The organism is Pseudomonas sp. NGC7, assembly GCF_047159675.1.
Taxonomy (GTDB): Bacteria; Pseudomonadota; Gammaproteobacteria; order Pseudomonadales; family Pseudomonadaceae; genus Aquipseudomonas; species Aquipseudomonas kermanshahensis.
Window position 1 is genome coordinate 4208351 of record NZ_BAAFZY010000001.1, and the last position, 24739, is coordinate 4233089.

Below are 24739 nucleotides of genomic sequence, written 5' to 3' on the forward strand. Positions count from 1 at the left end.
GTTTTCAGAACGCCTCCTCCAGGCACGCGCCCACGTCCTATCAATTGTCATGACTGTAATATCGCGCCCCGGCCGCACTGAGCATCATGTGTACACAAGACAAACATGCTCAGAGGCACCCCTCATGTACCGTGGATTCTGGTATGCCCAGGCGCTGGACCTGGACAGCGACCTCGCCCCTGCCCTGCAGGACTCGATTCAAGCCGACGTGTGCATTGTCGGCGGTGGCTTCCTTGGCCTGTGGTCGGCCATCCGCCTGAAACAGGCCCACCCGGAAAAAACCATCGTCATCGTCGAACGCGACCGTTGTGGTTCAGGCGCAAGCGGACGTAACGGCGGCGTTGCCACCAACTGGTGGGGCAAGTACCTGTCGGTGCGGACCATTTGCGGCGACGTCGAGGCGCGGCGCATCTGCGAGGCCGCAGAGTCGGCCATCGACGAGATCGGCAGCTTCTGCCGGGAACACGGCATCGACGCGCAGTACCGCAAGGATGGCTGGTTGTGGACGGCCACCAACCAACGCCAGATGAATTCCTGGCGGGTGCTGACCGATGGCCTGCAAAAGCTAGACGTCAACCCGTTCCAAGAGCTTGACCGCCAGACCATTCGCGGGCGCGTCGGCTCACCGCTGGTACTGGGTGGCATCTACGACCCCAACGCCGCCACCGTGCAGCCCGCCATGCTCGCGCGGGGCCTACGCCGGGTGGCGCTGAAGCTTGGTGTGCAGATCTTCGAGAAATCGCCATTCACCCACCTGCAACGTGGCGCCAACCCGGTGGTGCACATCGCCAAGGGCCATGTGAAGGCCAAGCACGTGGTGCTGGCACTCAACGCTTGGGGCGCGCAGTTCCCGGAGTTGCGCCGGATGATCGCGATCATGTCCAGCGACATGGTGGCGACAGCACCCGTCAAGGCCAAGCTCGATGCCATCGGCTTCAGCCGCGGCGAATGCATGACCGACTCGCGCACCGTGCTCAACTACTGGCGCAACACCCCTGATGGCCGCGTAGTCTTCGGCAAGCCGCTGGGCCAGTTCGCGTATGCCGGACGCATCGGCAACCTCTACGAGAAGCCTTCCCCTGCTGCCGACAAAGTGGCTGCCGAGCTGCGCCGGCTGTACCCGCAACTTGCCGATGTACCGGTCGTCAGCAGCTGGACCGGCCCCATCGACCGGGCCATGAAGGGCTTGCCGAACTTCGGCTACCTCGATCACCACCAGAACATCAGTTACGGCATCGGCTTCTCTGGCAATGGCGTGGCCACCACCGTGTTTGCCAGCCGCATCATCAAGTCGCTGGTCGAGCATGCCAATGACGAATGGGCCAACTGCGGCCTGGTCAACCAGAAGATGAAAATGCTGCCACCAGAGCCGTTCCGCTTCTTTGGCGCGCACATGGTGCGTGACGCCCTGGTCCGCAAGGAATCCCTCGAAGACCATGATCAGGACGCCGGTTTCCTCACCCGTCGCCTGGTGGCCATGGCCCCGGCCGGCTACGTGCCGGCCCAGAAAAAATAAGGAAACGGACCGTGAGCGAACACATCGTACTGCTCGACGACGAGGGCCTGGCGCCCTCCACCCGCCTTAAGCGCCCGGCCTGCGAGCACACCTGGCAGCAGTTTGCGTACACCCACCCCGAGCAGGTGCTCGAACACCTCAAAGACGCAACCATCGCCTTTACCTGCAGCGTGCCACTGCGTGAGGAACACCTGAGCCAGTTGCCAAAACTGAAGATGATTTCGCTGGCCCTCACCGGCCGCGATATCGTCGATGTCGATTACTGCGATACCCATGGCATCGAAGTGGCCAGTGTGCCGGGCTATGCCGCCAATACCGTGGCCGAGCACAGCCTGGCGATGATTCTCGAACTGTTCCGCCGCCCGGCCGCGTTCACGCGTTTGATGCGCCAAGTGCATGCGGGCGAGAAGCCGCAGCAGAACATCTACTTCAACCACCGCATCCGTGACGTGCGCGACAAGCAACTGGCAATCATCGGCAGCGGCCCGATCGCCCTGCGCCTGGCGCACCTGGCGCGGGCCTTTGGCATGCAGGTGCTGTTCGAAGACCGGGGCGGCAAGCGCCAGGGACTGGACTGCCGACCGCTGGCCGAACTGCTGCGCAGCTGCGACGTGCTGTCGATCAACTGCCCGCTGACGCCCGACACCTACAACCTCATTGGTGCCGAACAACTGGCCTTGATGAAGCCCGACGCCCTGGTGGTCAATACCGGCCGTGGCGGCGTGGTCAACGAAGCCGCGCTGATCCAGGCGCTACGGGACGGCCGCCTGGGCGGTGTGGCGCTGGATGTGGTCGAACATGAGCCGCTGCACCCGAGCAACCCGCTGTTCCAGCTGATCGAGCGTGATGATTTCTTGCTCAACCCACACATCGCCTGGAGCAGTGAAGATGCCATGCAGCAATTGATGGACAGCGCCGTGGACAACATCAGCGACTTCGTCGCCCGCCAAGCCAACGTAAAAAGGAGCCGAACCGCATGACCCTGGTCACCAAGAGCAGCTATGTCGATGGCGCCTTCGTCGCCCCAGGCGGCAACGATGTGCTGGAAAACCGCAACCCGTCCAACCCGAGCGAAGTGGTCGAGCGCTTCGCCCGCGCCGATCAGGCACTGACCGAACAGGCCCTGCTTGCTGCCCGCCGCGCCGCTCCCGCCTGGGCGCGCAGCAACCCGCAGCAACGCGCCGATGCGCTGGACTTCATCGGCAGCGAAATCCTCGCCCGCCGAGAAGAACTGGCCACACTGCTGGCCCGCGAAGAAGGCAAGGTGGTGCGTGAGGCACTGGGCGAAGTCGACCGTGCCGGCCGCTCGTTCAAGTTCTATGCCCAGGAAGCTCTGCGCGCCGAAGGCGAGAAATACCAGTCTGTACGCCAGGACGTGGGCATCGACGTGTTCACTCAGCCGCTGGGCGTGGTCGCCATCATCGCGCCGTGGAACTTCCCGATCGCCATCCCGGCCTGGAAGATTGCCCCGGCCCTGTGTTTCGGCAACTGTGTGGTGTTCAAACCGGCCGAATTGGTGCCCTCCTCGGCCTGGGCGCTGGCCGAAATCATCTCACGGGCAGGTTTGCCCGCCGGTGTGTTCAACCTGCTGATCGGGCCGGGGCGCAGCGTCGGTGACACCCTGATCCGCTCGCCGCTGGTCGATGGCATCAGCTTCACCGGCTCCGAGCACACCGGTCGGCAGATCGCCAGGCTGGCGGCCGATGGCATGAAGAAAGTGCAATTGGAGATGGGGGGCAAAAACCCATTGATCGTGCTGGACGATGCGAACCTGGAGCAGGCCGTGGAGGTGGCATTGAACGGCTCGTTCTACAGCACCGGCCAACGCTGCACGGCTAGCTCCCGGGTGATCGTCACCGCGGGTATTCATGACGCGTTCGTGGCGCGCCTGGCCGAGCGTACCCGGGCGCTGAACGTGGGCGATGCATTGCAGCCCACCACCGACATCGGCCCCGTGGTCGATAGCCGGCAGTTGGAGCAGAACCTGTCGTACGTGGCCTCAGGCCTTGAGCAAGGCGCGAAGCTAGTGTGTGGCGGGGAGCGCATCGACAACGAGGCTGGGGCATACCTGTTCACGCCCGCACTGTTCACCGACGTGACGCCGCAGATGCGCATCTACCGCGAAGAAATCTTCGGCCCGGTACTGAGTGTGCTGAAGGTGCGTGACTACGACGAGGCGTTTGCGGCTGCCGAGGACACCGTGTTTGGTTTGTCGGCCGGGATCGTCACCACGTCGCTGCGCCATGCCGAGCATTTCAAGCGCAACAGTTCGGCGGGAATGGTCATGGTCAACCTGCCCACGGCGGGCGTGGATTACCACGTGCCATTTGGTGGCAATGGTGCATCGAGCCTGGGCTCACGAGAGCAGGGCACTCACGCACGGCAGTTCTTCACCCGGGTAAAAACCACGTACCAGTTGGCCTGACCTTACGCACTGTGGAGCAGCCTTGTGCTGCGAAGAGGCCGGTGACAGCAGCGAAGATTTACTGGGCTGTCACCGGCCTCTTCGCAGCACAAGGCTGCTCCTACAGGGAAATGCATAACGGCCGATGGTCGGGCCGGGTTCCATTCTGTTTTATCAGCTCGGCGATTCGACAACTGTAGTTTCGGCAGCCTCTGCCAGCTTCAACCGGTCAGCTTTGCTGATGTACTTGGGCTTGCTTTTCGGCGCCAGCTTGGCACTGGCTTTCTTGGCATGCGCCTGCATCAACTGTTTGATCTTCTTACGACGGTTCATGGTTCCACTGGCCTGTAGGTCTGGTTACGCTGCAGTCATCATACCTGTACGCCTGAGAAATCAAACCCGCGAATATCCGCTACGAAAACTGCCCGGCGTCAGCCCCACCACCTTTTTGAATGCCCGGTTCAAATGGCTCTGGTCGAAGAACCCGCACGCGATGGCGGCATCGGCGATGCTCAGGCCTGCACGCAACAGGCGCTGGGCGTGGGCGACCCGCACCTGGATTCAACGGGTACCCAGGTGTTTTTCATGACCTTCCTGGGTTTTTACCTGCTCAAGGAACGCCCCTCGGCCAACTTCCTCGTCTCGATCACCCTGGCCTTTATCGGGCTGTACCTGCTGCTGATGCCCGAAATGAGCAGTGCGCTGGGCATGAAGGGCGTCATCTATGGGGTACTGTCGGGGCTGGCCTATGCCGTCTGTGTGTACTTCCTCAAGGTCAACACCCAGTTGCCCGACGGCGGTGGCGACAAGATCGCGCAGATGCTCAACCTGAGCCTGTGGGCTGCACTGGTCTTGCTTGGCTACCCACCTGAAACGCCCCGGACGGGCATGCCTCCCGTCTCATTGCGCTGCGCCTTGACGTTATTTTCACAACCTTCAGATTAGCGTCACGCCCTTTCCGGCCACGCGCACATTGGGTGGCTGCCAAGGTTCTACGAGGCATACGTGTCAGCTATTAAAAAAAACCTCACGCGCAAAGGCGTGGACTGGGCCGGCCTGGGCTGGCTCCTGCTGTTCTTCTGGTATTTCTCCGGCGTTACCCAGGCGCTGCTGCTGTTCAGTGGCACCACCGGCTTTGCCGGCTTTCGTGATGCGCTGTTTCTCAGCAGCCTGTGGCTGGCCCCAGTACTGCTGCTGCCGCGCTTTACCCGCGCCACTGCGGCAGTCATCGGCCTGGTGCTGTGGGCCGCCTCGCTGGTCGGGCTGAGCTACTTCGGCATCTATCGCCAGGAGTTCTCGCAAAGCGTCATCTTCGTGATGTTCGAATCCAATACCGCGGAGGCTGGCGAGTATTTCAGCCAATACTTCAGCCTCTGGCTGGGCCTGGCGCTGCTGCTGTATACCGTGGTGGCCGTGCTGCTGTACAAGCGCGTGCGCCCGGTCACGCTGCCCTTGCGCAGCCGCATTCCGGTGGTTGTCCTGCTGCTGCTGGCCAACCTGGTATACCCCTTCTACAAACAGATGGTCACCCAGGAACGCAACTTTGCCGACGCTGCCGAAAAGGTTCAGCAGCGCATGGAACCTGCCGTGCCGTGGCAGTTGCTGGTCGGCTACAAGCAATACCGCCAACAGCTGAACAACATGCAGGAACTGTTGGCGCAGAACGCTGCGTTGCCGCCCTTGCAGAACCTGCGCAACAGCAGCGGTGACGCGCCGCGCACGTTGGTCCTGGTGCTGGGCGAATCGACCACCCGCGAGCACATGCACCTGTACGGCTACCCGCGCGATACCACGCCCAACCTCGATGCGCTGGCCGCCAGCGACAAGGGCCTGACGGTGTTCAGCAACGTGGTGTCGCCACGCCCCTACACCATCGAAGTGATGCAGCAGATCCTGACCTTTGGTGACGAACAGCACCCGGACCGCTTCCTCACCGACCCGTCGCTGATCAACTTGATGAAACAGGCAGGCTACAAGACCTTCTGGATCACCAACCAGCAGACCATGACCAAGCGCAACACCATGCTGACCACCTTCTCCCAGCAAACGGACGTGCCGGTCTACCTGAACAACCAGCGCAACCAGAACGCCAGCCAGTACGACGAAGTGGTGCTGGACCCGTTCGAGAAAGCCCTGCAAGACCCTGCGCCGAACAAGTTCATCATCATCCATCTGCTGGGCACGCACATGGATTACCGCTACCGCTACCCCAATGCCTTCCAGCATTTCAGCGATCGCCAGGGCGTGCCGGCCAAGCTTTCGCCCAGCGAGGTGGAAACCTACAACTTCTATGACAACGCAGTGCGCTACAACGACCACGTGGTGTCGAGCCTGATCAAGCGCTACTCGGCCACCACCCCCAACGGCTTCTTGCTGTACCTCTCCGACCACGGTGAGGATGTTTACAGCTCGGGCGATCACGACCGCCTGGGGCGCAACGAAGGCGCCCCAACCCGGCCGATGTACACCATCCCGTTCCTGCTGTGGACCTCACCGAGCTGGCAAGCGGCCCACCCGCGCGACCTGCAGGCCACGGCCAACCGTGCCTACAGCAGTTCGCACCTGATTCACACGCTGTCCGATCTGGCCGGGCTCAGCTATGACCTGTACGAGCCTGCCAAAAGCATCGTCAACCCGCAGTTTGAGGTTGTGCCACGCTGGATCGGTGACCCCTACCGCAACAACGGCCTGCGCGAGTTCGACCACCTGCCACAGGACAAGGCCGAACGCGTGCAAGACACCGCCAGCAGCGCCAAGGTCCAGCCGGGCAGCAACATGAACTGATGCGCGCCTGCAGCCACTTGGGGCGGCCTTGCAACGTGCCCGGTTGCAGCCTGATCACCCAAGTGGCATTCGCCTTGCGAAGGCTACTGTGCCCAGCCGTCGGTAGCTGCATAGCGCCACCAACGCGACCGCTACACCCGCGACCACCGCGACTTGGTAACCCGCCTTGGCGCCCAGCAGGTCGACCACCTGCCCTGACGCCAACGCCCCCAGCGCGACACCGACATTCAACCCCGCCAGCAGCCAGGTCATGCCCTCGGTGAGCTGCTGTGCGGGCACACGGCGCTCCACCAGCGACATCGCCACGATCAGCGTCGGCGCAAAGAACAGGCCCGCCAGCAGAACGGCAGCAGCTAGGCCAAAGACGCTGTCAGCCAGCAGCAACGGCAAGGTCGTCACTGCAGTCGCCAGGCCGCCCAGCAACAGCAGCCGGTGCAAGGGCGTTGGCAATTTCAAGGCCCCGAATACCAGGCCAGCAGCGCAGGAACCGACGGCATAGCACGCCAATACCACGCTGGCCGCTGCCGGCATGCCGGCCTGTTCGGCAAAGGCCACGCTGACGATGTCGACGCTGCCGACGATCACGCCCATGGCCACCATCAGCAACGCCAGCAGCCGAACATCCCAGTGCTGCAACACCGAGCCCTGGCCTTTCGATGCACCCGCGTCTGCATCCACGGGCGGTTCGCTGCCGGTTTGAGCAACCAAGGCGAACACCCCGATCGCCAACAGCAGCGCCGCGACCAATGGCCCGGCCTGGGGCAGCACGCCCACGCAGAGCCCCACCGACACCGGTGGCCCAGCAATGAACGTGACCTCGTCGAGCACCGTCTCCAGGGAATACGCCACCTGCAACTGCGGCGTGCCCCGGTATAGCGCCGTCCAGCGCGCACGGACCATCGCCGACATGCTCGGCATGAAGCCTGCCAACGCGGCCCCGACGAACAGCCCCCAATCGGGCGCTTGCCACCAAGTACAGGCCAGCAGCACCAGCAGGCCCATTACACACAAGCCTGCAGCGGCGGGCAGCACACGGCGCTGCCCGTGCCGGTCGACCAAGCGGGAAACCTGCGGCGACATCAGCGCATAGGTCAATACAAACGTCGCTGCCACGGCCCCCGCCAGGGCATAGCTACCGCGTAGCTGCGAGAGCAGGGTGATGATGCCGATGCCCGTCATCGGCAAAGGCAAACGTGCCACCAGGCCTGCCAAGGCAAAGCCGGCCGTGCCTTTTGCCTGGAACAGCTGGCGGTAAGGGTTGAGCATGATCGACTCTCCGTATCGAAAAAAGCGGCTTACATACAAGCCGTATGATTAAAACCCTATTATCATACGCACTGAATGTAAAGCCGCATTTCCAGGAGCCCCAATGGTCAGACGTACCCGCGCCGACATGGAACAGACCCGCGCCACCCTGCTGGAGACCGCTCGCCAGGTTTTCAGCGAACGTGGCTATGGTGAGACATCGATGGACGACCTGACGGCCCAGGCCAACCTAACCCGTGGCGCCCTTTATCATCACTTCGGCGACAAGAAGGGCCTTTTGGCCGCCGTTATCGCGCAGATCGACGCAGAAATGGACGCGCGACTGCATGCGATCTCTGACACGGCCAGCGACCCCTGGGAGGGCTTTCGCAACCGCTGCCGCGCCTACCTGGAAATGGCCCGCGAGCCGGAGATTCAGCGCATCGTGTTGCGCGATGGGCGTGCCGTATTGGGTGCCCCTACCCCGCAAGCGCAGCTGCACTGCGTCGCCTCGCTGCGCAGCATGCTGGAGCAGTTGATGGCGCAGGGCGTGGTCGCCCAGGCCAATCCACAGGCGTTGGCGTCGCTGATCTGCGGGGGCCTGGCAGAAACGGCATTCTGGATTGCCGAAGAAGAGGGCCAAGGCCAACGGCTTGAGCAGGCCCTGGACGCCATGGAACTGATGCTCAAGGGGCTGCGCAACCCCTGCTGAAAATCCGCCCAGGCGGACTATCCTGTGAGAGGGGGTTCACGCCCACAGGAGGTGTGCCATGCATTCGCTCACATGGAGTTACCTGCTGGTGCTGCTGTGCACAGCACCTGCCGCCCAGGCGCAGTCAGTGGTACCGCTGAAAGGCCAGAGCAGCCAGCAGATGCAACTGGACATCAATGATTGCAATACCGTCGCCACCAATGCCGCGAACAGCGCCTCGACATCCAGCGATGCCCACGTCGGTGGCCGGGTGCGCGGCGCGGCAGCCGGCGCAGCTGCAGGTGCCGTGGGTGCGCAAGTCCGCGGCAATCAGCATGAAGAGCTGTATGACCGGGCCAGTGACGATGCCAAGCAGCAACACCGGCAAAACCGCGCCGGTGAAACCGCCGCTGCCGGTGCGGCAGTGGGGGGCATGCGCCAGCGCCAGGATCGCCGCCAGGACCGGCGTACCCAGGGCGAAGCACAGAGCTCGGCCCATGCCAGCGCGTACAGCGGTTGCCTGCAAGGGCGTGGGTACCAGGTCAACCCTTGAACGTTGATGCACCAAGGTCAGGCCGACGGCAGGCATTAGAACTTGGCCAGTTCTTCCCGGCAAAACTCGACGAACAGTTGTGCCGGTTTGGTCAACTGAACCCGCTTCAAGCGGGCTGCCGCCAGCCCCGACAGCGCCACAGGTTCGGCGATATCGACCATCGCCAAGCGCTGCCCGTCATAGGTGCATTCCGAATGTGGGCGGGTCACCAACAGCGAAAAACCGAACCCCTGCCCCACCATCCCGCGCACCATCTCGATCGACGGTGAGCTGAAGACGATGTTCGGGGTAAGGCCCATTTCGTTGAACAAGCTGACGAAGTAGGTCCGGCTGGGCGCCACGTCCAGCAAAATCATCGGCTCGGGGCAGAGATCGCGCAGCGAGACTTGGCTTTGCCCGGCAAAGCGGTGCTTTTCGGGCAACAGTACATAGGGTTTTTGCGGCGGCATCAGCGGCTCGGCCTCGATGGTGCCGTCCAGGTCGTGGTCGTAGAGAAACGCCAGGTCGAAGGTGCCGGCGGTCAGGCCCTGGATCAGGTCCTGCTGCTCGCCATCGCGCAGGCGGATGTCGACGCCTGGGTAGCGTTCGCGAAAGCCGGCGATCAGGCGCGGCAGGTACAGTGGCGCCACTGTCTCGAAACAGCCGATGTCGATTTGCCCAGCCACGGTGTCGTTGTCGGCCAAGGCGTTCTGCTCGAACTCATGGGCCATCTGCAGCAGCGATTTGGTCTTGGCGTAGAAGCGCTTGCCGCTGGGCGTCAGCGACACACCTTGGGCGTGGTGGCGGATGAACAGCTGCACGCCAAAGCTTTCTTCCAGGCTCTTGATGGCCGTAGAAATCGACGGCTGGGCGATGTACAGCTGGCGCGAGGCCTCGGCGACGCTACCGGCCTCCACGGTGGTGACGAAATACTTGAGTTGTCGCAAGGTATAAGAAGCCACAGGCACCTCTCCGGCGCCGCCTGGGCGCGCTGGTATTTTGCCTGTCACTTTAACGTGGCGCCTGGCTGCCGGGGGATTGGGTGATGAAGGATTTACCTATGGCTTGAGCATGTTTTTTAGTGGGGGGCGCCATGCGCCCCCCGTTACGCGGCTCACTCAAAGGGAATGTTCGCTAACACGCACTCGTCACCGACGCGCTTGTAGCCTGGTGCACAAGGCGCGCCGACTACAGGGGCTGCACCTCGGGTACGCCACGATACGGTTTTCTGAGTTACCACTTCCTCCACGTGCTCGAGGTGATCAAGGGATGGCGATTCGTTCTTCGGTTCATCTTGCATGGTCATTTCTCCGGTTTATGTGAACTGCCCATTCAAGCTACAACCTGCTTGCGCCCATACCCACCGGGAAATGCCCCAGCCCCTACACACTGAAATGAACCCCGGCGCTGCCCAAAAGGTCTTTAATGAAAGTGGACAAGTCCCAAAAAACGGTGTGCGCCTATGAAGATCGTTGTCACCAGTATTCTTGTCGACGACCAGGCCAAGGCCTTGGCTTTCTATCACTACGTGCTCGGTTTCATGCCCAAACATGACATCCCCCTGGGCCGGCACCGCTGGCTTACCCTCACCTCACCCCACGAGCCAAACGGCGTCGAGCTGCTGCTGGAGCCTGATGCCCACCCTGCGGCCAAAGTGTACAAGGCTGCGCTCAAGCAGGACGGCATCCCCGTCACCTCGTTCGGCGTGCGCGACATCCAGGCTGAATACACCCGTCTGTGCGCGGCCGGCGTGCAGTTCACTCAACCGCCAACCGCCGCAGGGCCAGTGACCGTGGCCGTGTTCGACGACACCTGCGGCAACCTGATCCAGATCGCACAGAAACACTAGCGGTCACCCCCGCCTGGCGGGCACGCGTGGCCCGCCCTCCGCTATAGTTGCCTTTGCTTACTTGCGCAGCCAACAAGGAAAACAAATGCGCCACGAATTCAGTGAGGTCCTCAACGACCTGATCGATTACTTCCTGGTCGGCGACATTCAGTTGCTCGAGCGTTTTAAGCAAGAGAACGATTTGGCGGACGACTTGGCCCACGCATTCACCCATGACGACAGCGGTGACAAGGCGGTGCGCGAAGGTGTGGTACTGCCCATTGCCGGCATCGATAACCTGCCCTACCGGATCATCTTCACCCTCGATGGCCACACCCCTGCCCTGCGCGAGCCGGGTAGCCGCCTGAAGCATCAGCGTTCCGGCTACGTACTGCGCGTTGAGCACCGCGCGTTGATGCTGTACACCTGGCGCATCCTGCAGCACTTCACCAACAAGGCCCTCGGTGATCTATTGGCACGCTACCAGGCGCCTGGGCGGCCGATCATCGAGCTGGACAACGGCTGGTATGACGTGGAGGTGCTCGGCGGTGCGGTGGTGCGGGACGGGTTGTACGAGCCGGCGTTCGAGTTCGTGTTGAAGAAGCGCTGGAGCCGCGGGGAAGCCACCGGGGTGGACACCGGGTACGCCTTTACCCTGCGAGGGTATTTTGACTGAGGCAGGTCATGCACGCTTCGGTAGGCGCAGCCTTGTGCTGCGAAGAGGCCGGGGATAGCAGCGAAGATCTTCGTTGTTATCACCGGCCTCTTCGCAGCACAAGGCTGCTCCTACACGGGTTTCATGGCCTGACTCAGGTGTGGCTGATATCGCGGTCCTTGGTCTCCGGCATGAAGAAGATCCCCAGCACCGCCGTCATCAGCGCAATCACGATCGGGTACCACAAGCCGTAGTAGATATCCCCGGTCGCCGCCACCATGGCAAACGCCACAGTCGGCAGGAAGCCGCCGAACCAACCGTTGCCAATGTGGTACGGCAACGACATCGAGGTGTAGCGGATGCGCGCCGGGAACAGCTCGACCAGCCAGGCCGCAATCGGCCCATAGACCATGGTCACGTAGATCACCAGGATGGTCAGCAGCAACAGCACCATCGGGTAGTGAATCTTCGCCGGGTCAGCCTTCTCGGGGTAGCCCGCCTCCTTCAGCGCCCCGACGAGGGTGGCGGTAAAAGCATCGCTCTGCGTCTTGAGGTCGGCTGCGGCCAGGCTGCGGCCATCAAAGCTCGGGATAACCCGCTCGCCAATACGGATCTGCGCCACGCTGCCGGGCTCGGCCTTCTCGTTCGAATACGGGATCGCCCGCTTGGCCAGCAGGCTCTTGGCGATGTCGCAGGAGCTGGTGAATTTGGCCTTGCCCACCGGGTCGAACTGGAACGCGCACTGGCCAGGGTCAGCCACTACCACGACCGGGTTCTGCTCCTGGGCGACGAATACGTCCGGGTTGCCGTACTCGGTCAGCGCCTTGAAGATCGGGAAGTAGGTCAGCGCGGCGATGATGCAACCGGCCATGATGATCTTCTTGCGGCCGATACGGTCCGACAGGCTGCCAAAGATGATGAAGAACGGCGTGCCGATCAGCAGCGAACCTGCGATGAGCAAGTTGGCAGTCTGCGGGTCGATCTTGAGCGTCTGCAACAGGAAGAACAGCGCATAGAACTGCCCGGTGTACCACACCACCGCCTGGCCGGCGGTGCCGCCAAGCAGCGACATGATCACCACCTTGAGGTTTTCCCAACGGGCGAACGACTCGGTCAACGGCGCCTTGGACGCCTTGCCCTCGGCCTTCATCTTCAAGAACACCGGCGACTCGTTGAGCTGCATGCGGATGTACACCGAAATAGCCAACAGCAGGATCGACAGCAAGAACGGAATGCGCCAGCCCCACGCCTCGAACGCCTCGGTGCCCATGGCCGTGCGGCAGGCCAGGATCACCAGCAGCGACAGGAACAGCCCCAGGGTCGCGGTGGTCTGGATCCAGGCGGTAAAGAAGCCACGCCGGCCCTTGGGTGCATGTTCGGCCACATAGGTCGCCGCGCCCCCGTATTCCCCGCCCAGTGCCAGGCCCTGCAGCAGGCGCAGGCTGATCAGGATGACCGGCGCCGCCACGCCAATCGAGGCATAGCTGGGCAACAGCCCGACCAGCGCGGTAGACAGGCCCATGATGACGATGGTGATCAGGAAGGTGTGCTTGCGCCCGATCAAGTCACCGAGGCGGCCGAACACAATGGCCCCGAACGGCCGCACGGCAAAGCCTGCGGCAAACGCCAAGAGGGCGAAGATGAACGAGGTGGTTTCATTGACGCCGGCAAAGAAGTGCTTGGCGATGATCGCGGCCAGTGAGCCGTACAGGTAAAAGTCGTACCATTCGAACACCGTGCCCAAGGATGATGCGAAGATGACCTTGCGCTCCTCCCGGGTGATACCGCGTTGGGGCGCGCTACTGCCCGTGGATGCGCTGTCGAGAACCGCCATGGGTTGCCTCCGTCTTGTTGTTATCGCAGGCCGGAGTACCTCACACCCATTTCACCGTCGCACCCAGGCCCTAGGGCTTGCATTGGTTGCGCGAAGCACGACGAGGCAGGCCGCCTCGAATCGCAGCAAGGTATCTGAAGCATAATCGGCTTTGCTGGGATATCCACTCGCTTGATGGCGAGCGGCCACAGGGGGATGCATGAGCGAACGGACAATAGGCTGGCAAGGCGAGATCTGGCTGGGCAGTGATCATTGCCTGCTGGTGAGTACCCTCGGCACTACCGACAGCCATGTCCACTATGCCCATCAGGTGCTGGTCGCCCTCGACGGCGAGGTCGAGGTACAGCTTGGCGATCAGTACCACAGCGGCGCGCTCGTCATGATCCCTTCGCAGCAACCGCATGCGATCATCAGCCAGGGCGTGCCTTGCCTGACGCTCTTCGCCGAGCCACTTGCCTTCGACCTGGCCGACCTTGGCCAGGCTTGCCGGCAAGCCGATAACAACCCTCAGCGCCTGGCCGAATGCCTGCGGCAATGGCCGCGCCGGGCCCTGGACCCTCGCCTGGCGAAAGCGCTGCAACGTGTGCGTGCCCTGGACGAACAGGCGCTTTCGGCACGTGAGCTGGCAAATACCGCGGCCTTATCGATCAGCCAACTGGAGCGGCTGTTCAGCGGCGCACTTAAATTGTCGGTCCGTCGTCTGGTGCTGTGGCAGCGCCTGCGCGTGGCGTTGCGCCTGGCACTAAGCGGCGTCAGCCTCACAGACGCCGCATTGGCCGCGGGGTTTGCCGACTCTGCGCACTTCGCGCGTAGCGTCCGCCGCCAGTTCGGGCTCAGCCCCAGCACCGCACTGCGCCAATTGCGCTTACGACCGCTTGCCTAACGCCGTGCGCAGTGCCGCAGGCAGTACCGCCGGCGGCTGGGCGTCGCCTTCGGCCCACGGCTCACGCAATTGAGCGAGATAGGCCTGCGGGTAATCGGGGCGGTCGCCAATGCCCATGTCATCGTCCGCCAGCGCATAGCCCGGCAGGTACAGGGCCGTACCGAGCAGGCGATCCCACAGCGGGAAGAACAGCGCGAAGTTGACGTCGCCGGCGCTGCCATACTTCAAGTGGTGCAGCCGATGCACTGGCGCCCAGGCGAACACATGGCGCAGCCAGCCGATGCGCATGTCCACATTGCTGTGCTGCAGCAGCAATTGGATAGACACGCTGAAAGCCAGCAACAAAGCCACGTCCCAAGGCAGGCCGACCAACAACAACGGCAGCGTGCCCGCCAGGGCTTCAAGCAGTTGGTGCAGGGGGTGTTTCATCAAGCCATTGAAACCGTACAGACGGGTCACACTGTGGTGCACCGCATGCAAACGCCAGAGCAATGGGCTGCGGTGGCTGGCGTAGTGCACCAAGGTAATCCCCAGGTCGGCCACGGCGATGGCCAGCAGCAACTGCAACGCAAGCGGCCACTGCGCAGGCCACAGGCCCGTCATCGGTAGCCAACCGGCCAGCAACGGAATGGTCGCCACACTGCCGATGTTGAGGCATTCGTTGACCAGGGCATGGCAAAGATCTCGGCTGCCCTCGCCTTGAGGTTGGTTCCAGGCTGGCTTGTACGGGAACAACCGTTCACAGGTGAAGGACAGCCCGACAGCAGCGGCCAGCAGCAGGAGCAACCATAAGGGGCTGGCATGACTGGCGACGAGCCAGAGTGCGGCGCTGATGAAACCGAACAAAAAGACCGGGGCATAGAGGGTACGCATGAGCGACTCCAGGAAAGTTGGAGCCGCCAGTGTTTAGGCAAGTGCCGGGGGAGCGCTTGAACGAACGGCGCAGATGCGCACTGTGTACATTATTGAAGATCAGGCAAAGGGAAGCGGCTGTAATGGGGCCCGCAACCTCTGACCTGGAATTTACCGCAGAAAGCGCCCGATTTCTGCCAACACCCCATCAGCCTGTTTCCGGTGTGGCACATGCCCACAGCCCGGTATCAGCCGCAACACGCCGGGGCCCGACGTAAGCGCGACAAGGCGCTCGGGGTGAGACTGGGAGCCGAACTCGTCATTATGGTCCGCGAATGATGGGGGCACCCTGCGCCTGCAACGGCGACCACTCTTGGGCGAACAGCGTGCCTTAAGTCGTGGCGATCCAGTGCTCGTGCGTCTGCAAACCCGTCATGACGCCTCCAGCACCGGCCCTTTGAGCTCGACCTGGTTGCCATCGGGGTCGAAGCAGTACAACGACGGCCCTTCGCCTTCGGCGCCGTAGCGTTTCTCGGCAGGCTCCACCGTTACACCCGCAGCGCGCAGGTAAGCGGCCAATGCCGGCTCATCGAAGGGCTCGATACGCAGGCACAAATGATGCAGGTTACGCCCCTCTGCGCCCGGCGCGGCGCCACCCGGCTGCCCCAGCACACCGTCCAGCGTGACCAGGTCGATCATGGCAGTGCCCGTCGCCAGGTGGACCATGCCCAGGTCTTCACGCACCTTGCTGACCGTGCAGCCCAGCACGTCCACATAAAAGGCGAGGCTGCGTGGCAGGTCGCTGACCCGCAGGACGAGGTGGTCGATGTGCTTGATGGCGAACGGTCGCATGCCGGGGACTCCTTGTGGCGTGTGCGCAGGTCAGACGCCACCATAGCCCACTATTCGGCGTGCTCGCTACTCATTGACCAAGCGCTGTAACTGGCCACCTTCATGACGTGCCAGCAGCCGCAGCAACTGATCGACCAACGCCCGGTCCGGTGCCTCAAGGTGGAAATGGTGCCCGCCAGGGTGCCATGAAACCCGCGCATGGCCAGGCAAAGCCGCTTCACGCTGGGCGTACGCATTGCCGCTAAAGGCCCCTTGTCGGCCGAACATCAGGTACAGCGGGCATTGGATCTGGCTGAGCAGGTCACAGGCTTCGCGCTCGGTCAACGGCATGGGTTCGGGCAGCACCAAGCGTGGATCGTGGCGCCAGCAATAGCCGTCGCCTACCTGCAGCAGGTCACGACGGGCCAGCAACCGCGCAGCGTCCTCCGACAGCTCGCCGTCCAGGCGCTGGCGGCGCTGCTGCAAGGCCGCTTCAATCGTGTCGAAGCGGCTCGCGTCGGGTTCGCCAAAACCCTGTAGCTGGCTGCGCTGGACCATCCGTTTAAGCCGGTAGGAGCGCGCCAGATGCTGCACGCGGTCATCCTCCGCGACCGTGAACGGCGCGCCCATGCCATCGAGGAAGGTCATGCTGGAAATGCCGCTGGACAGGGCGGCAAGCAACGAGGCGATGCCGCTGCCCATACCGTGGGCCAGCACATGGAAGTGCGCCAGGCCCAGGCTGTCAACCACCGCCAGCATATCCTCGGCATGCTCCCAGAGGTAATAGCCGCTGTCGTGGCGCCGATGGCTGGAGCGGCCATGGCCGACCAAGTCCGGCGCCACCACGAAACAGCCGTCGAGCAACGGCCCGAGCCGATCGAACGAGGCGGCGTTGTCCAACCACCCATGCAAGGCCAGCACCGGGATACCGTCTTCCGGCCCCCAAGTGCGTACCGCTATTTCAATACCGTCGAGGTCAAGCAAATGATCCTTGGGACCGCACAGCGAACGCATAGAAGCTCCCCTTGGCTGCAAACCGGCCGCCATGGCCTACCCCACCCTCTCGCAGATGCACCTGCACTGTTGGCCCCTCACCGACCCGTACATGCGCGAGACCGACCGCTGCCGGCAATTATCTACCGCACCCCGGCACACGGATGAGGGTCGACTACCGCCTCCCTGCTCAAGAGGTCGGTACCATGACAAGCACTCCACCCTTACATCACGCGCAGATCACGCGCACGCTGCCGCTATGGAGCAAAGCCCTGCACCCCGGCCATGCCGAACGCGTCGTGCAGCGGGTACGCAAGGATTACCTGGCGGCCGATGGCACGCCTTACAGCTGGTACGCCAGCGCCGAACCCGAGCAGCGCCAGCAACTGCGACTGCTTGTCGAGACCCGTAACACCTGCCTCGCCCAGCTCCGCCAGGCATTGCCCGGCTTCAAAGGCATCATCGAATTCTGCCGACCGCTGCTGACCGAGCGCCTAGGCCTGAACGTGGCGGTGGACCAGGCACAGTATGTGTTCCAGCCCTTCGAGCCCATCAGCAACCCATGGGTCGGCGTGCCCGACCCACAATACCCGTTGGTACCGGAGCAGCCGATAGACGTGCTCGCTACCCGCCCCGTCGGCGCGCCGCAACCGCGCAGCTTGTTGGAAGCCGCCCTGCACAACTTCGAGGGCCTCACGGAAGTCGGTGCCTATAGCCGGCTGACCCGCGGCGCCGGCGATGAGTCACCCTTGCAGGGCCTGACCATGGCCAGTTTCGTTCAGCAGTGCCGGGCGCTGGACCTGGGCCAACAGTACCAAGGCCACCTTAAGTCTACCCATGAAGGCGCGAACCGGCTGGAAGTCGAGCGCTTGTCGATTCAGGCGAGCCGCGAGTGCTTGCGGGTGCAGGCGCAGGTTGCCTGGCTCAAGGGCCTGCTGAGCGAACGCGGGCGCACCGCGCTGATGCAACTGTGCAGCAATGTCACCGCACCGACCTATGGTGAGCACAGGCTGCAGTGCTGGCGTTTCAGCCTGTTCGATATTCCTCTGCACGAAATCCTGCTTATCGGGCCTGATGCCCCAAATCAGAGCAACCCTTGCATCCTCTACATCCCGGACGACAGCGTGCACTCGGTGCGCGAGTTTGCTTCGGTCCAGGCGGTCGGGCAGCACCTGCGGCACCGGTTGCAGCGCAGCGAATTCCGCCGTGCGTTGCTGCAGTTCGCCTATAAAGACCGGCAAGTGGAACTGACGGCCAAACTGGAGCACGCGCTGTTCGAGGTGGATGCGGCCGGCAACCGCAGGCTGCGCAGCAATCCGCTTTTGCACGTTACCCCTTCGCCCTTGGGCAATGCGCCCTGGCCGACGCTGTACAGAGCGCACCTGGCACGCATGAAGGCCGACGCCAAAACCATCGCTGTGCCCACCGCCGAAGTTGACGCCAAAGCGCGTAACGCGCGCCTGCAACACTGGTTCGAACTGGGCATGAACGTACTCAACGTCGCCGCGTTCTTCGTCCCAGGGTTGAACACCGCCATGCTCGGGGTATTTGCCTATGACCTGATGAGTTCGGTGTTCACCGGTTTCGAAGCCTGGGAGGAAGGCGACACCGCGCAGGCGCTGCAGCAGGTGCAATCGTTGGCCATCAATGCCGCAGTGCTCGCCGGGTTCGCCGCCGGCGCCAAGGTCATCCAGGCGTCCGGTTTCGTCGATGCGCTGAAGGCAGTGTGGCAGGAAGACCGCGAACTGCTGTGGCACCCAAACATGGCGCCGTATGCCAGCAGTGTGGTGCTTGCCGAAGGTGCAAAGCCCGATGCACTCGGGCTTCACCAACACCAGGGCAAGGCCTACGTGGCGCTGGAGGGCACCCTGTATGAAGTGTTCCAGGACCCTGAACAGCACTGGCGCGTGCGTCACCCCGACTCCCCTCAGGCTTATGCGCCGCACGTGCGGCCGATCGGCGACGGCCGCTGGCAGCTGGCCCATGAACATACTCACGAATGGGACGACATACAGCTGCTGCGCCGTCTCGGCCATCGCAGCCACGGGCTGGACGATGCGCAATTACTCACCGCCCTACGCAGCACCGGCACCGACACGGCCAGCCTGCGCCGTGCCCATGCTGCTGGCGTACGCCCCCCAGCATTGCTGGTCGACACGCTGCTGCGCCTGCAACTGGACAACGAAGTGGGCACTCTCATAGAACACGTACGCCACGGCCTACCGCTCGCGGCCCACAAAAACTATGCCCTGCCCGAACTGCTCAACCTGCCGAAGTGGCCGCAGGATCACGTGCTCAAAGTCTTCGAAGGCCCAGAGCCGTGGGGCAAGGCAGTGCGCTACGGGCCGCCCGTCTCACCGGGGCAGATTGAGATCGAGATCACCCGCGCCGACCTCGACAGTGGCGCACTGAGCCAGACGGTGTTGGCGCAGATGGATGAGCCCACGGTGCAATCGATGCTTGGCGATACCCCGCACGCTCAACGCGCCTCGGTACTGAACGACACGCTTGCTGAGCACCTGGCCAACCGCCGCGGGGCGATATTCGACAGTTTGCAGCAAGGCCATCGTCAACCGCAGAGCCCAGCAGCGCAGGCCCTTGCCCGCCAGTTCCCAGGCCTGCCGGACAGCGCCCTCGACGAAATCCTCGACCATGCCAACAGCATTGAACGTCAGCGCCTGGCCGCAGGCCGAGTGCCCCTGCGCATCGGCGAAGAAGCCCGATTGCTGCAAGCTCGCGCCAGGCTGGACCGAGCCCTCATCGGGCTGTACCGGCACAGCCTGGCCAATGCAGACAGTGAACGATTGCAACAGGCCTTGCACGCCGAACACCCATTGGCCACTGCGGCCGAACGGTTCGAGATCGCGCTTGCCGATCGGCAGCACTGTGCCGCCCTGCTGGGTCAGCAACCGATCAAACCGGGGTTCCGCTCGCCCATGCGCCTGGCCAATGGCAGGCTCGGTTACCCGCTCAGTGGCCGTGGTCAAACAGGGGCGGCAGCGCGTCGTTTGCGGGCGCTATATCCAGAACTCGATACTGCGCAAATCAGCGCATTGCAATCCGAGCTGGCAGAGGCCGGCGACCTGGGCACAACGATCAACCGCTTGGAAGCTGAGCAGCGCAGCCTGGACCGTGATCTGGGCCGCTGGATCGAGAACGCGCACGACTTGGAAGACCGCCGAAACCGCCAGCAATGCGCCGAGCGCCTGATGAGCGCCTGCCGCCGTGAGGGCGGTGAACAACGCAACCTGTTATGGCTGGAGCGTATTCGCTTGCGCGAGCTGCCAACCCTGACTGCCGCCATGCCGCATATTCATGAATTGAGGCTCGACGGCTTGCGCCTGGAGCGCCTGGAAGGCGCTTTCCTGGCCAACTTCCCTCACCTGCAGGCATTGGACGTGACCAACAATCCGCACATGAATGCCGAAGCCTTGTTCGAGGCGCTGCGGTCCGCCCCCCGGCTGCGCGATCTGAACCTGACCGGCAATGCCCTGCGGGCTCTCACGCCTGCGGCTCGGCAAGCCATTGGCGCGATGCCGGGCCTGCGCATACTCAATTTGCGCAGTAACTTTCTGGAACTGGATGACGCCAGTTTGCAATTTCTGACCCGCCTGCGCCTGGACGCACTGGGCCTTGGGGACAACCACATCACCTTGGATCAAAGGCTTGCCGCACGCTTCCAGGACATGGTCCACCCTCAGGTGTTACACCTGGATTTCAACCCGCTACAAGTCGCCCCCGACCTGCGCTTCATGGCCCGCCTCAGCCACCTCAACCTGCACCGCTGCGACTTGCAGCAATGGCCCGAAGGCCTGACCACCCTGATGAGCCAGCCACAGTATCGGCTGCGCTACCTTGACCTGTCTTACAATCGCATCCGCAACGTGCCCGACCTGCCTGGGGTACTACGTACACCGTTTGCCCGTGATGTCTCAGCGCGTTTGCCTGAACGCCGCTGGCTGTTCAACTACAACAACCTGGAGGCCGAAACACGTACACGCCTGGGTGACAGCGGTGTCAACGTTTTTGAACACGCGGGGGCGATGCCCGAGTGGCAAGCGCTGTGGCGCAACCCGGCGAGCGACGCCCAAGAGCAACTGTGGCGCGATCTGTTCGAGCAGGGGGAGAACAACGACCTGCAAGGTGTCCTGGAACGCCTGAGCCAATCCGCTGAAGCACAGCGCGATGCGCAGAGCCTGCGCAACCGTGTCTGGGCGTTGCTGGAAAAAGCGGCTGGGGACAGTGCGCTGCGCGAACGCCTGAACACGGTGGCCCAAGACTTCCCGCCCACCTGCGGGGATGCCGGGGCCGACGCCTTCAGTGCCCTGGAGATCGAAGTGCTGGCTTACGAGGCGGCGGGCGGCGCCGGTACTCGCCCTGGCGAGTTGCTGGCGCTGTATCGGAAGCTGTACCGGCGCGATCAGGTCAACCAGTTGGCTGACCGCATCAGTGTCCGCCGGTCGCTACGCAAACAGGCGCTGCAAAACCATGAATTCGACGAAGCACTGCCGCCTCACGATGTGCTTGATGACCCCGCAGCGTTTCCCGACGGCGAATTGCAAAACGGCCTGGTGGACGATATCGAGCTTCGCCTGGCCTTGCGCCAATCCCTGGCCGGGCCGCTGGGCTTTCCCGAGCCTAGCCACGGCATGCGCTACCGTGACACGGCCCAAGTCAACCAGGTCATCATCGACAGGGTCGAGGCCGCCGTACTCGCCCTGGACGCCGACACCAATGCCCGGCTGCAATGGCTTATCGAACAGCCGGGGTGGGTAAGCTACCTAAAGCGCGAGTATGCCGCACAGTTCACGTTGCTCACCGACTTCTGGCGACAGGGCCACGACTACCTCTTCTACTGCCTGGATGAGACCCAGGAAGCCGTTACCCGTCTGGACAGTTCGGTGATACGTGCGTTGATCGAAGCCCTGCCAGCCTCGCCCGTGGACGAGCAAGGCAACCTTCACCGCGTGCCACTCAACGATGGGCAGTTCGACCGCGCCATGCGTGCATTGACCGCTGAACAGCAAGCGGTGGAAGCGGGCCTGCTGGCCAGCCTCACCCGACAGGCGCAAACCCTGGGCGGTTAAGCAGCACTCATTGGCCACGCAGGTCTTCGAAGAAGGCCTGCCGGCCATCTACCTGGCTCGAGGCACGCGGCGCCGCCGGCGCTTCACTGTTGGCCGCTTCCACGTGCCAGTAGCAGTGCCTGACCGCACGCGTGACCGCAACATAGGCCAAGCGCTGTACTTCTTCCTTCTGCGCGGTATCGAATGCCTGGGCATCACCGGCCTTACCTAGGCCGGCCAGGCGATAGACCTGGTTCTTGTAAGGCGAGCTGGTCAGGTACTGGCAGTCACCAAGCATGAACACCGCATCGGCCTGCAAGCCTTTGGCGCTGTGGTAGGTCAACTGCCGCAGCCGGCGTTGCTCGGCCGGCAGTGCTGCCTCAGCGTGCAGCACGGCCTGCAGGTGGTCGTTCATCAGGGCTTTGTCGCTGCCCTTGCGGTACAGCATCATCACCGTCTCACCCCGTTGATAATGCTCGATCAGGGTCTCGCCCAGCGCGGCCTCGTCGCGGTCGAACACCTTGACCGGCGAGCCCGGCAACTCGGCTGCCGGGCCACTGGCGCGGGCCTTCTTGCCGGTGATCGCGGGCGTGCCTTTGACCAGAAATTCCGCCGCATCGATGACCAGCTGCTGGCACCGGTAGTTCTCGACCATCATCACCCGCGTGTTGGCCGGTGACACAAAGGCCTTGGTGAATTCCATGAAGTACTTCGGCGAACTGCCGCGCCAGCCATAGATCGATTGCCAGTCGTCACCCACGCACAACAGCGACGAATGCTGGGCATTACGGCCGGTGTGCATCGACGGCCCACGCCGGCGGATCTCGGCAAGGCAGGCACGCAGCCAACTGACGATTTGCGGCGAAACGTCCTGGAACTCATCGATCATCAAATGCGCCAGGGGCCTGAGCAATGGGTCGGGCAGCAGTTGCAGATTTTCCGGGTTGTTCTCGCCAAACAGGGCAAACATGCGGTTGTAGCTCATCACCGGCGGCGACTGGTCCAGCAGGTGCGCCTCCAGGGCCTTCCAGTACAGCGCCAAAGCTTCGAAGAACAGGCCGTCGCTGTCGCCTGCCGGGAAGCTCATCGCCGCCACGGCGCTGTTCACGTCAAGCCCCAGGTTCTCGATGAAGTTGGCGGCACCGACAAAGGCATCGAGCAGCGGTGCCGGGGCCAGTTCGCCCTTGACCTTGTACTCGAAGCCGGGGCCAGCCACCGCATCACCGGCCAGGGAGGCAGCCAAGCGCCGCGCGGCGGCGTAGTTGTCCAGCCAGATCAGTGGTTTGTCGCAGAAGGCCTGCAGCAGGGTGCGCTTGACCGCCCACTCGGCGCGCACCGCCAGCTTGGCGCCGGGGCGCTGGTACTGGGCGCTTTCCGCGGGGTCGAAACCCAACACCACCCAAGGCCCCTGCCCCTCAAGGCGGCCATGCACATGGAAACGGCTGCCACGGATTTCGACCGTGTCGCGGCACGGCTCGATGCCTTTGATCGGCCAAGCGCCTGCGGCGAACCACAGGTCTTCGATGACATCGCACAGCTCTTCGTCGCGCTGGGCGGCCAACTGGGTCACCTGCGCACGCTTTTGCACGTCCGGGTGGTTAGGGTCCACCGGCTTGAGCTGCAACGCTTCGCTGCGCAGCAGGCCAATGAGTTCGGCAAAGCGCGGGTTATCGCCCAGCAAGGTGCTGTAGCAGAGGTTCAGTTGTTGGCGCTGTGCATCGTTCAGACGCAGGTCGAACAGGTTGCTCTCAGCTTCGGCCTCGCGGCCCGCCGGCATCTCGTTGCCCAGTGTCTCGAACGCGCGCACCTGGCCAAAGCCTGGCAGGCTGCGCACCAGCGGCAAGATGCGCGAATGGAAGGTGCGTACCAGCTCGCGGGCCAGCGCGGGCTGCAGGTCGATCTGCCACAGGGCGAACACCTGCAGCAGGCGTTTGATGAAGTCTTTGCGCGATTCGCGGGTGAAGGTGACCACGGTCATCGCGTCCAGCTCGTAGCCCAGGTAATGGCGCAGCAGCAGAATGCGCAACACCAGCGAGGTGGACTTGCCCGCCCCTGCCCCCGCCACCACACAGGTGGACGGCGTGTCGCTGAAAATCAGCTTCCACTGGGCCGCACTGGGTTGCGCCTCGGCAGGCAAGCGCTGGGCCACATCGGCCTTGAAGCGCTTCTTCAATTCGGCGGTCAACGGCAGGCGCCAATCGTCAAAGAGGTTGTCGTCCTGGCCGGGTACGGCGGCGGTGTCAGGGCGGGTATCGCGGATGACCAGCACCTGGCGCCCCGCCTCGTACCCTTCCACACGCCCGCGCTCGAAGCCTTCGCGCAACCCGTCGGCATGGCCACTGCGCTGGCCTATGGCGTGGCCGAGGAACCAGGAGTCGCGATGCTGGGCTTGCAAGCGGGTCAGGCCCCGCCCCAAAAGGCGGGCGGCCAGGCGGCGAAACCACGGTAACTGGGCAGGTGGGGTCAGGTCGGCAGGCGCCTGGGGATGCTCGTGGGCCACGGTCACTCCGATGGAATACAAAATCAGCGTGCCATGTTCGCCGCATCCACTGAAAATCACCAGCGAATGCTTGCAGATCAGTGGATTAGGCGATGAAACGGATAAAAATTCGCAGCCTTACAGAT

General features: G+C 63.2%; 19 protein-coding genes and 1 pseudogene. 11 read left to right on the top strand and 9 right to left on the bottom strand.

Features of this window, described 5'->3' with window-relative positions:
- Nucleotides 1-124 precede the first annotated feature (124 nt).
- The 3 genes from ACMCNM_RS18745 to ACMCNM_RS18755 are packed head-to-tail and all read left to right on the top strand — an operon-like array spanning nt 125 to nt 3941.
- Nucleotides 125-1516, top strand: a complete 1392-nt coding sequence (locus ACMCNM_RS18745; RefSeq protein ID WP_412765145.1) for an NAD(P)/FAD-dependent oxidoreductase — start codon at nt 125-127, stop codon at nt 1514-1516.
- 11 nt (nt 1517-1527) lie between these two features.
- Nucleotides 1528-2496 (top strand): NAD(P)-dependent oxidoreductase, encoded by a 969-nt coding sequence (locus ACMCNM_RS18750; RefSeq protein WP_186679779.1) that lies wholly within the window; start codon nt 1528-1530, stop codon nt 2494-2496.
- Nucleotides 2493-3941 carry an aldehyde dehydrogenase family protein gene (locus ACMCNM_RS18755; RefSeq protein ID WP_412765146.1) on the top strand — a complete coding sequence of 483 codons (1449 nt, stop codon included), beginning with the start codon at nt 2493-2495 and terminating at the stop codon, nt 3939-3941. Before ACMCNM_RS18750 ends, ACMCNM_RS18755 begins: the two co-directional genes overlap by 4 nt.
- A gap of 153 nt (nt 3942-4094) precedes the next feature.
- Here ACMCNM_RS18755 and ACMCNM_RS18760 read toward each other — a convergent pair whose 3' ends face one another.
- Complete coding sequence (locus tag ACMCNM_RS18760; protein ID WP_081717545.1) at nt 4095-4253, bottom strand: DUF2986 domain-containing protein; 159 nt, start codon at nt 4251-4253, stop codon at nt 4095-4097.
- Between the two features lie 60 nt (nt 4254-4313).
- The gene (locus tag ACMCNM_RS18765) at nt 4314-4475 is read right to left on the bottom strand and encodes a helix-turn-helix domain-containing protein (protein WP_338109066.1); all 162 of its coding nucleotides are present in this window, start codon (nt 4473-4475) and stop codon (nt 4314-4316) included.
- 9 nt (nt 4476-4484) lie between these two features.
- Between ACMCNM_RS18765 and ACMCNM_RS18770 the strand changes: the two are divergent.
- Nucleotides 4485-4784, top strand: a pseudogene (locus ACMCNM_RS18770) (EamA/RhaT family transporter); the annotation flags it as partial.
- Between the two features lie 141 nt (nt 4785-4925).
- A complete protein-coding gene (locus ACMCNM_RS18775) occupies nt 4926-6704 on the top strand; it encodes a phosphoethanolamine transferase CptA (protein ID WP_412765147.1) in 1779 nt (592 codons plus the stop codon).
- A 54-nt stretch (nt 6705-6758) separates the two neighbouring features.
- Here the strand turns inward: ACMCNM_RS18775 and ACMCNM_RS18780 are convergent, their stop codons facing one another.
- Nucleotides 6759-7970 (bottom strand): MFS transporter, encoded by a 1212-nt coding sequence (locus ACMCNM_RS18780; RefSeq protein ID WP_412765148.1) that lies wholly within the window; start codon nt 7968-7970, stop codon nt 6759-6761.
- A 103-nt stretch (nt 7971-8073) separates the two neighbouring features.
- Between ACMCNM_RS18780 and ACMCNM_RS18785 the strand changes: the two genes are divergently transcribed.
- Together ACMCNM_RS18785 and ACMCNM_RS18790 are read left to right on the top strand one after the other, a co-directional pair.
- Nucleotides 8074-8661 carry a TetR/AcrR family transcriptional regulator gene (locus ACMCNM_RS18785; protein WP_027596221.1) on the top strand — a complete coding sequence of 196 codons (588 nt, stop codon included), beginning with the start codon at nt 8074-8076 and terminating at the stop codon, nt 8659-8661.
- Nucleotides 8662-8719: 58 nt separating this feature from the next.
- Nucleotides 8720-9193 (top strand): hypothetical protein, encoded by a 474-nt coding sequence (locus tag ACMCNM_RS18790; protein WP_412765149.1) that lies wholly within the window; start codon nt 8720-8722, stop codon nt 9191-9193.
- Between the two features lie 35 nt (nt 9194-9228).
- Here ACMCNM_RS18790 and ACMCNM_RS18795 read toward each other — a convergent pair whose 3' ends face one another.
- On the bottom strand, nt 9229-10134 hold the full coding sequence (locus ACMCNM_RS18795) for a LysR family transcriptional regulator (protein ID WP_027596219.1): 906 nt from the start codon (nt 10132-10134) through the stop codon (nt 9229-9231).
- Nucleotides 10135-10634: 500 nt separating this feature from the next.
- Here ACMCNM_RS18795 and ACMCNM_RS18800 point away from each other — a divergent pair, with 500 nt between their 5' ends.
- Both ACMCNM_RS18800 and ACMCNM_RS18805 read left to right on the top strand, forming a co-directional pair.
- On the top strand, nt 10635-11021 hold the full coding sequence (locus ACMCNM_RS18800) for a VOC family protein (protein WP_027596218.1): 387 nt from the start codon (nt 10635-10637) through the stop codon (nt 11019-11021).
- Nucleotides 11022-11106: 85 nt separating this feature from the next.
- Nucleotides 11107-11676, top strand: coding sequence for a hypothetical protein (locus tag ACMCNM_RS18805; protein WP_186703197.1), 570 nt, complete (start codon nt 11107-11109; stop codon nt 11674-11676).
- A 133-nt stretch (nt 11677-11809) separates the two neighbouring features.
- Here ACMCNM_RS18805 and ACMCNM_RS18810 read toward each other — a convergent pair whose 3' ends face one another.
- Nucleotides 11810-13489: an MFS transporter gene (locus ACMCNM_RS18810; RefSeq protein WP_412765150.1), complete on the bottom strand. Its 1680-nt coding sequence runs from the start codon at nt 13487-13489 to the stop codon at nt 11810-11812.
- 199 nt (nt 13490-13688) lie between these two features.
- Between ACMCNM_RS18810 and ACMCNM_RS18815 the strand changes: the two genes are divergently transcribed.
- Nucleotides 13689-14372 carry a helix-turn-helix domain-containing protein gene (locus tag ACMCNM_RS18815; protein ID WP_412765151.1) on the top strand — a complete coding sequence of 228 codons (684 nt, stop codon included), beginning with the start codon at nt 13689-13691 and terminating at the stop codon, nt 14370-14372.
- On the opposite strand, the gene ACMCNM_RS18820 is transcribed toward ACMCNM_RS18815, so the two are convergent.
- The 3 genes from ACMCNM_RS18820 to ACMCNM_RS18830 all read right to left on the bottom strand — a co-directional run bounded on the left by ACMCNM_RS18820 (nt 14355) and on the right by ACMCNM_RS18830 (nt 17069).
- A complete protein-coding gene (locus tag ACMCNM_RS18820) occupies nt 14355-15245 on the bottom strand; it encodes a sterol desaturase family protein (RefSeq protein ID WP_412765152.1) in 891 nt (296 codons plus the stop codon). The two genes, ACMCNM_RS18815 and ACMCNM_RS18820, sit on opposite strands and share 18 nt — an antisense overlap.
- Nucleotides 15246-15656: 411 nt before the next feature.
- Nucleotides 15657-16076: a VOC family protein gene (locus ACMCNM_RS18825; protein ID WP_412765153.1), complete on the bottom strand. Its 420-nt coding sequence runs from the start codon at nt 16074-16076 to the stop codon at nt 15657-15659.
- A gap of 66 nt (nt 16077-16142) precedes the next feature.
- Nucleotides 16143-17069, bottom strand: a complete 927-nt coding sequence (locus ACMCNM_RS18830; RefSeq protein ID WP_186703201.1) for an alpha/beta fold hydrolase — start codon at nt 17067-17069, stop codon at nt 16143-16145.
- Between the two features lie 185 nt (nt 17070-17254).
- On the opposite strand from ACMCNM_RS18830, the gene ACMCNM_RS18835 reads away from it, so the two are divergent.
- Nucleotides 17255-22135, top strand: coding sequence for an NEL-type E3 ubiquitin ligase domain-containing protein (locus ACMCNM_RS18835; RefSeq protein ID WP_412765154.1), 4881 nt, complete (start codon nt 17255-17257; stop codon nt 22133-22135).
- 7 nt (nt 22136-22142) lie between these two features.
- Here ACMCNM_RS18835 and ACMCNM_RS18840 read toward each other — a convergent pair whose 3' ends face one another.
- On the bottom strand, nt 22143-24614 hold the full coding sequence (locus tag ACMCNM_RS18840; protein ID WP_412765938.1) for a UvrD-helicase domain-containing protein: 2472 nt from the start codon (nt 24612-24614) through the stop codon (nt 22143-22145).
- Nucleotides 24615-24739: the final 125 nt, after the last annotated feature.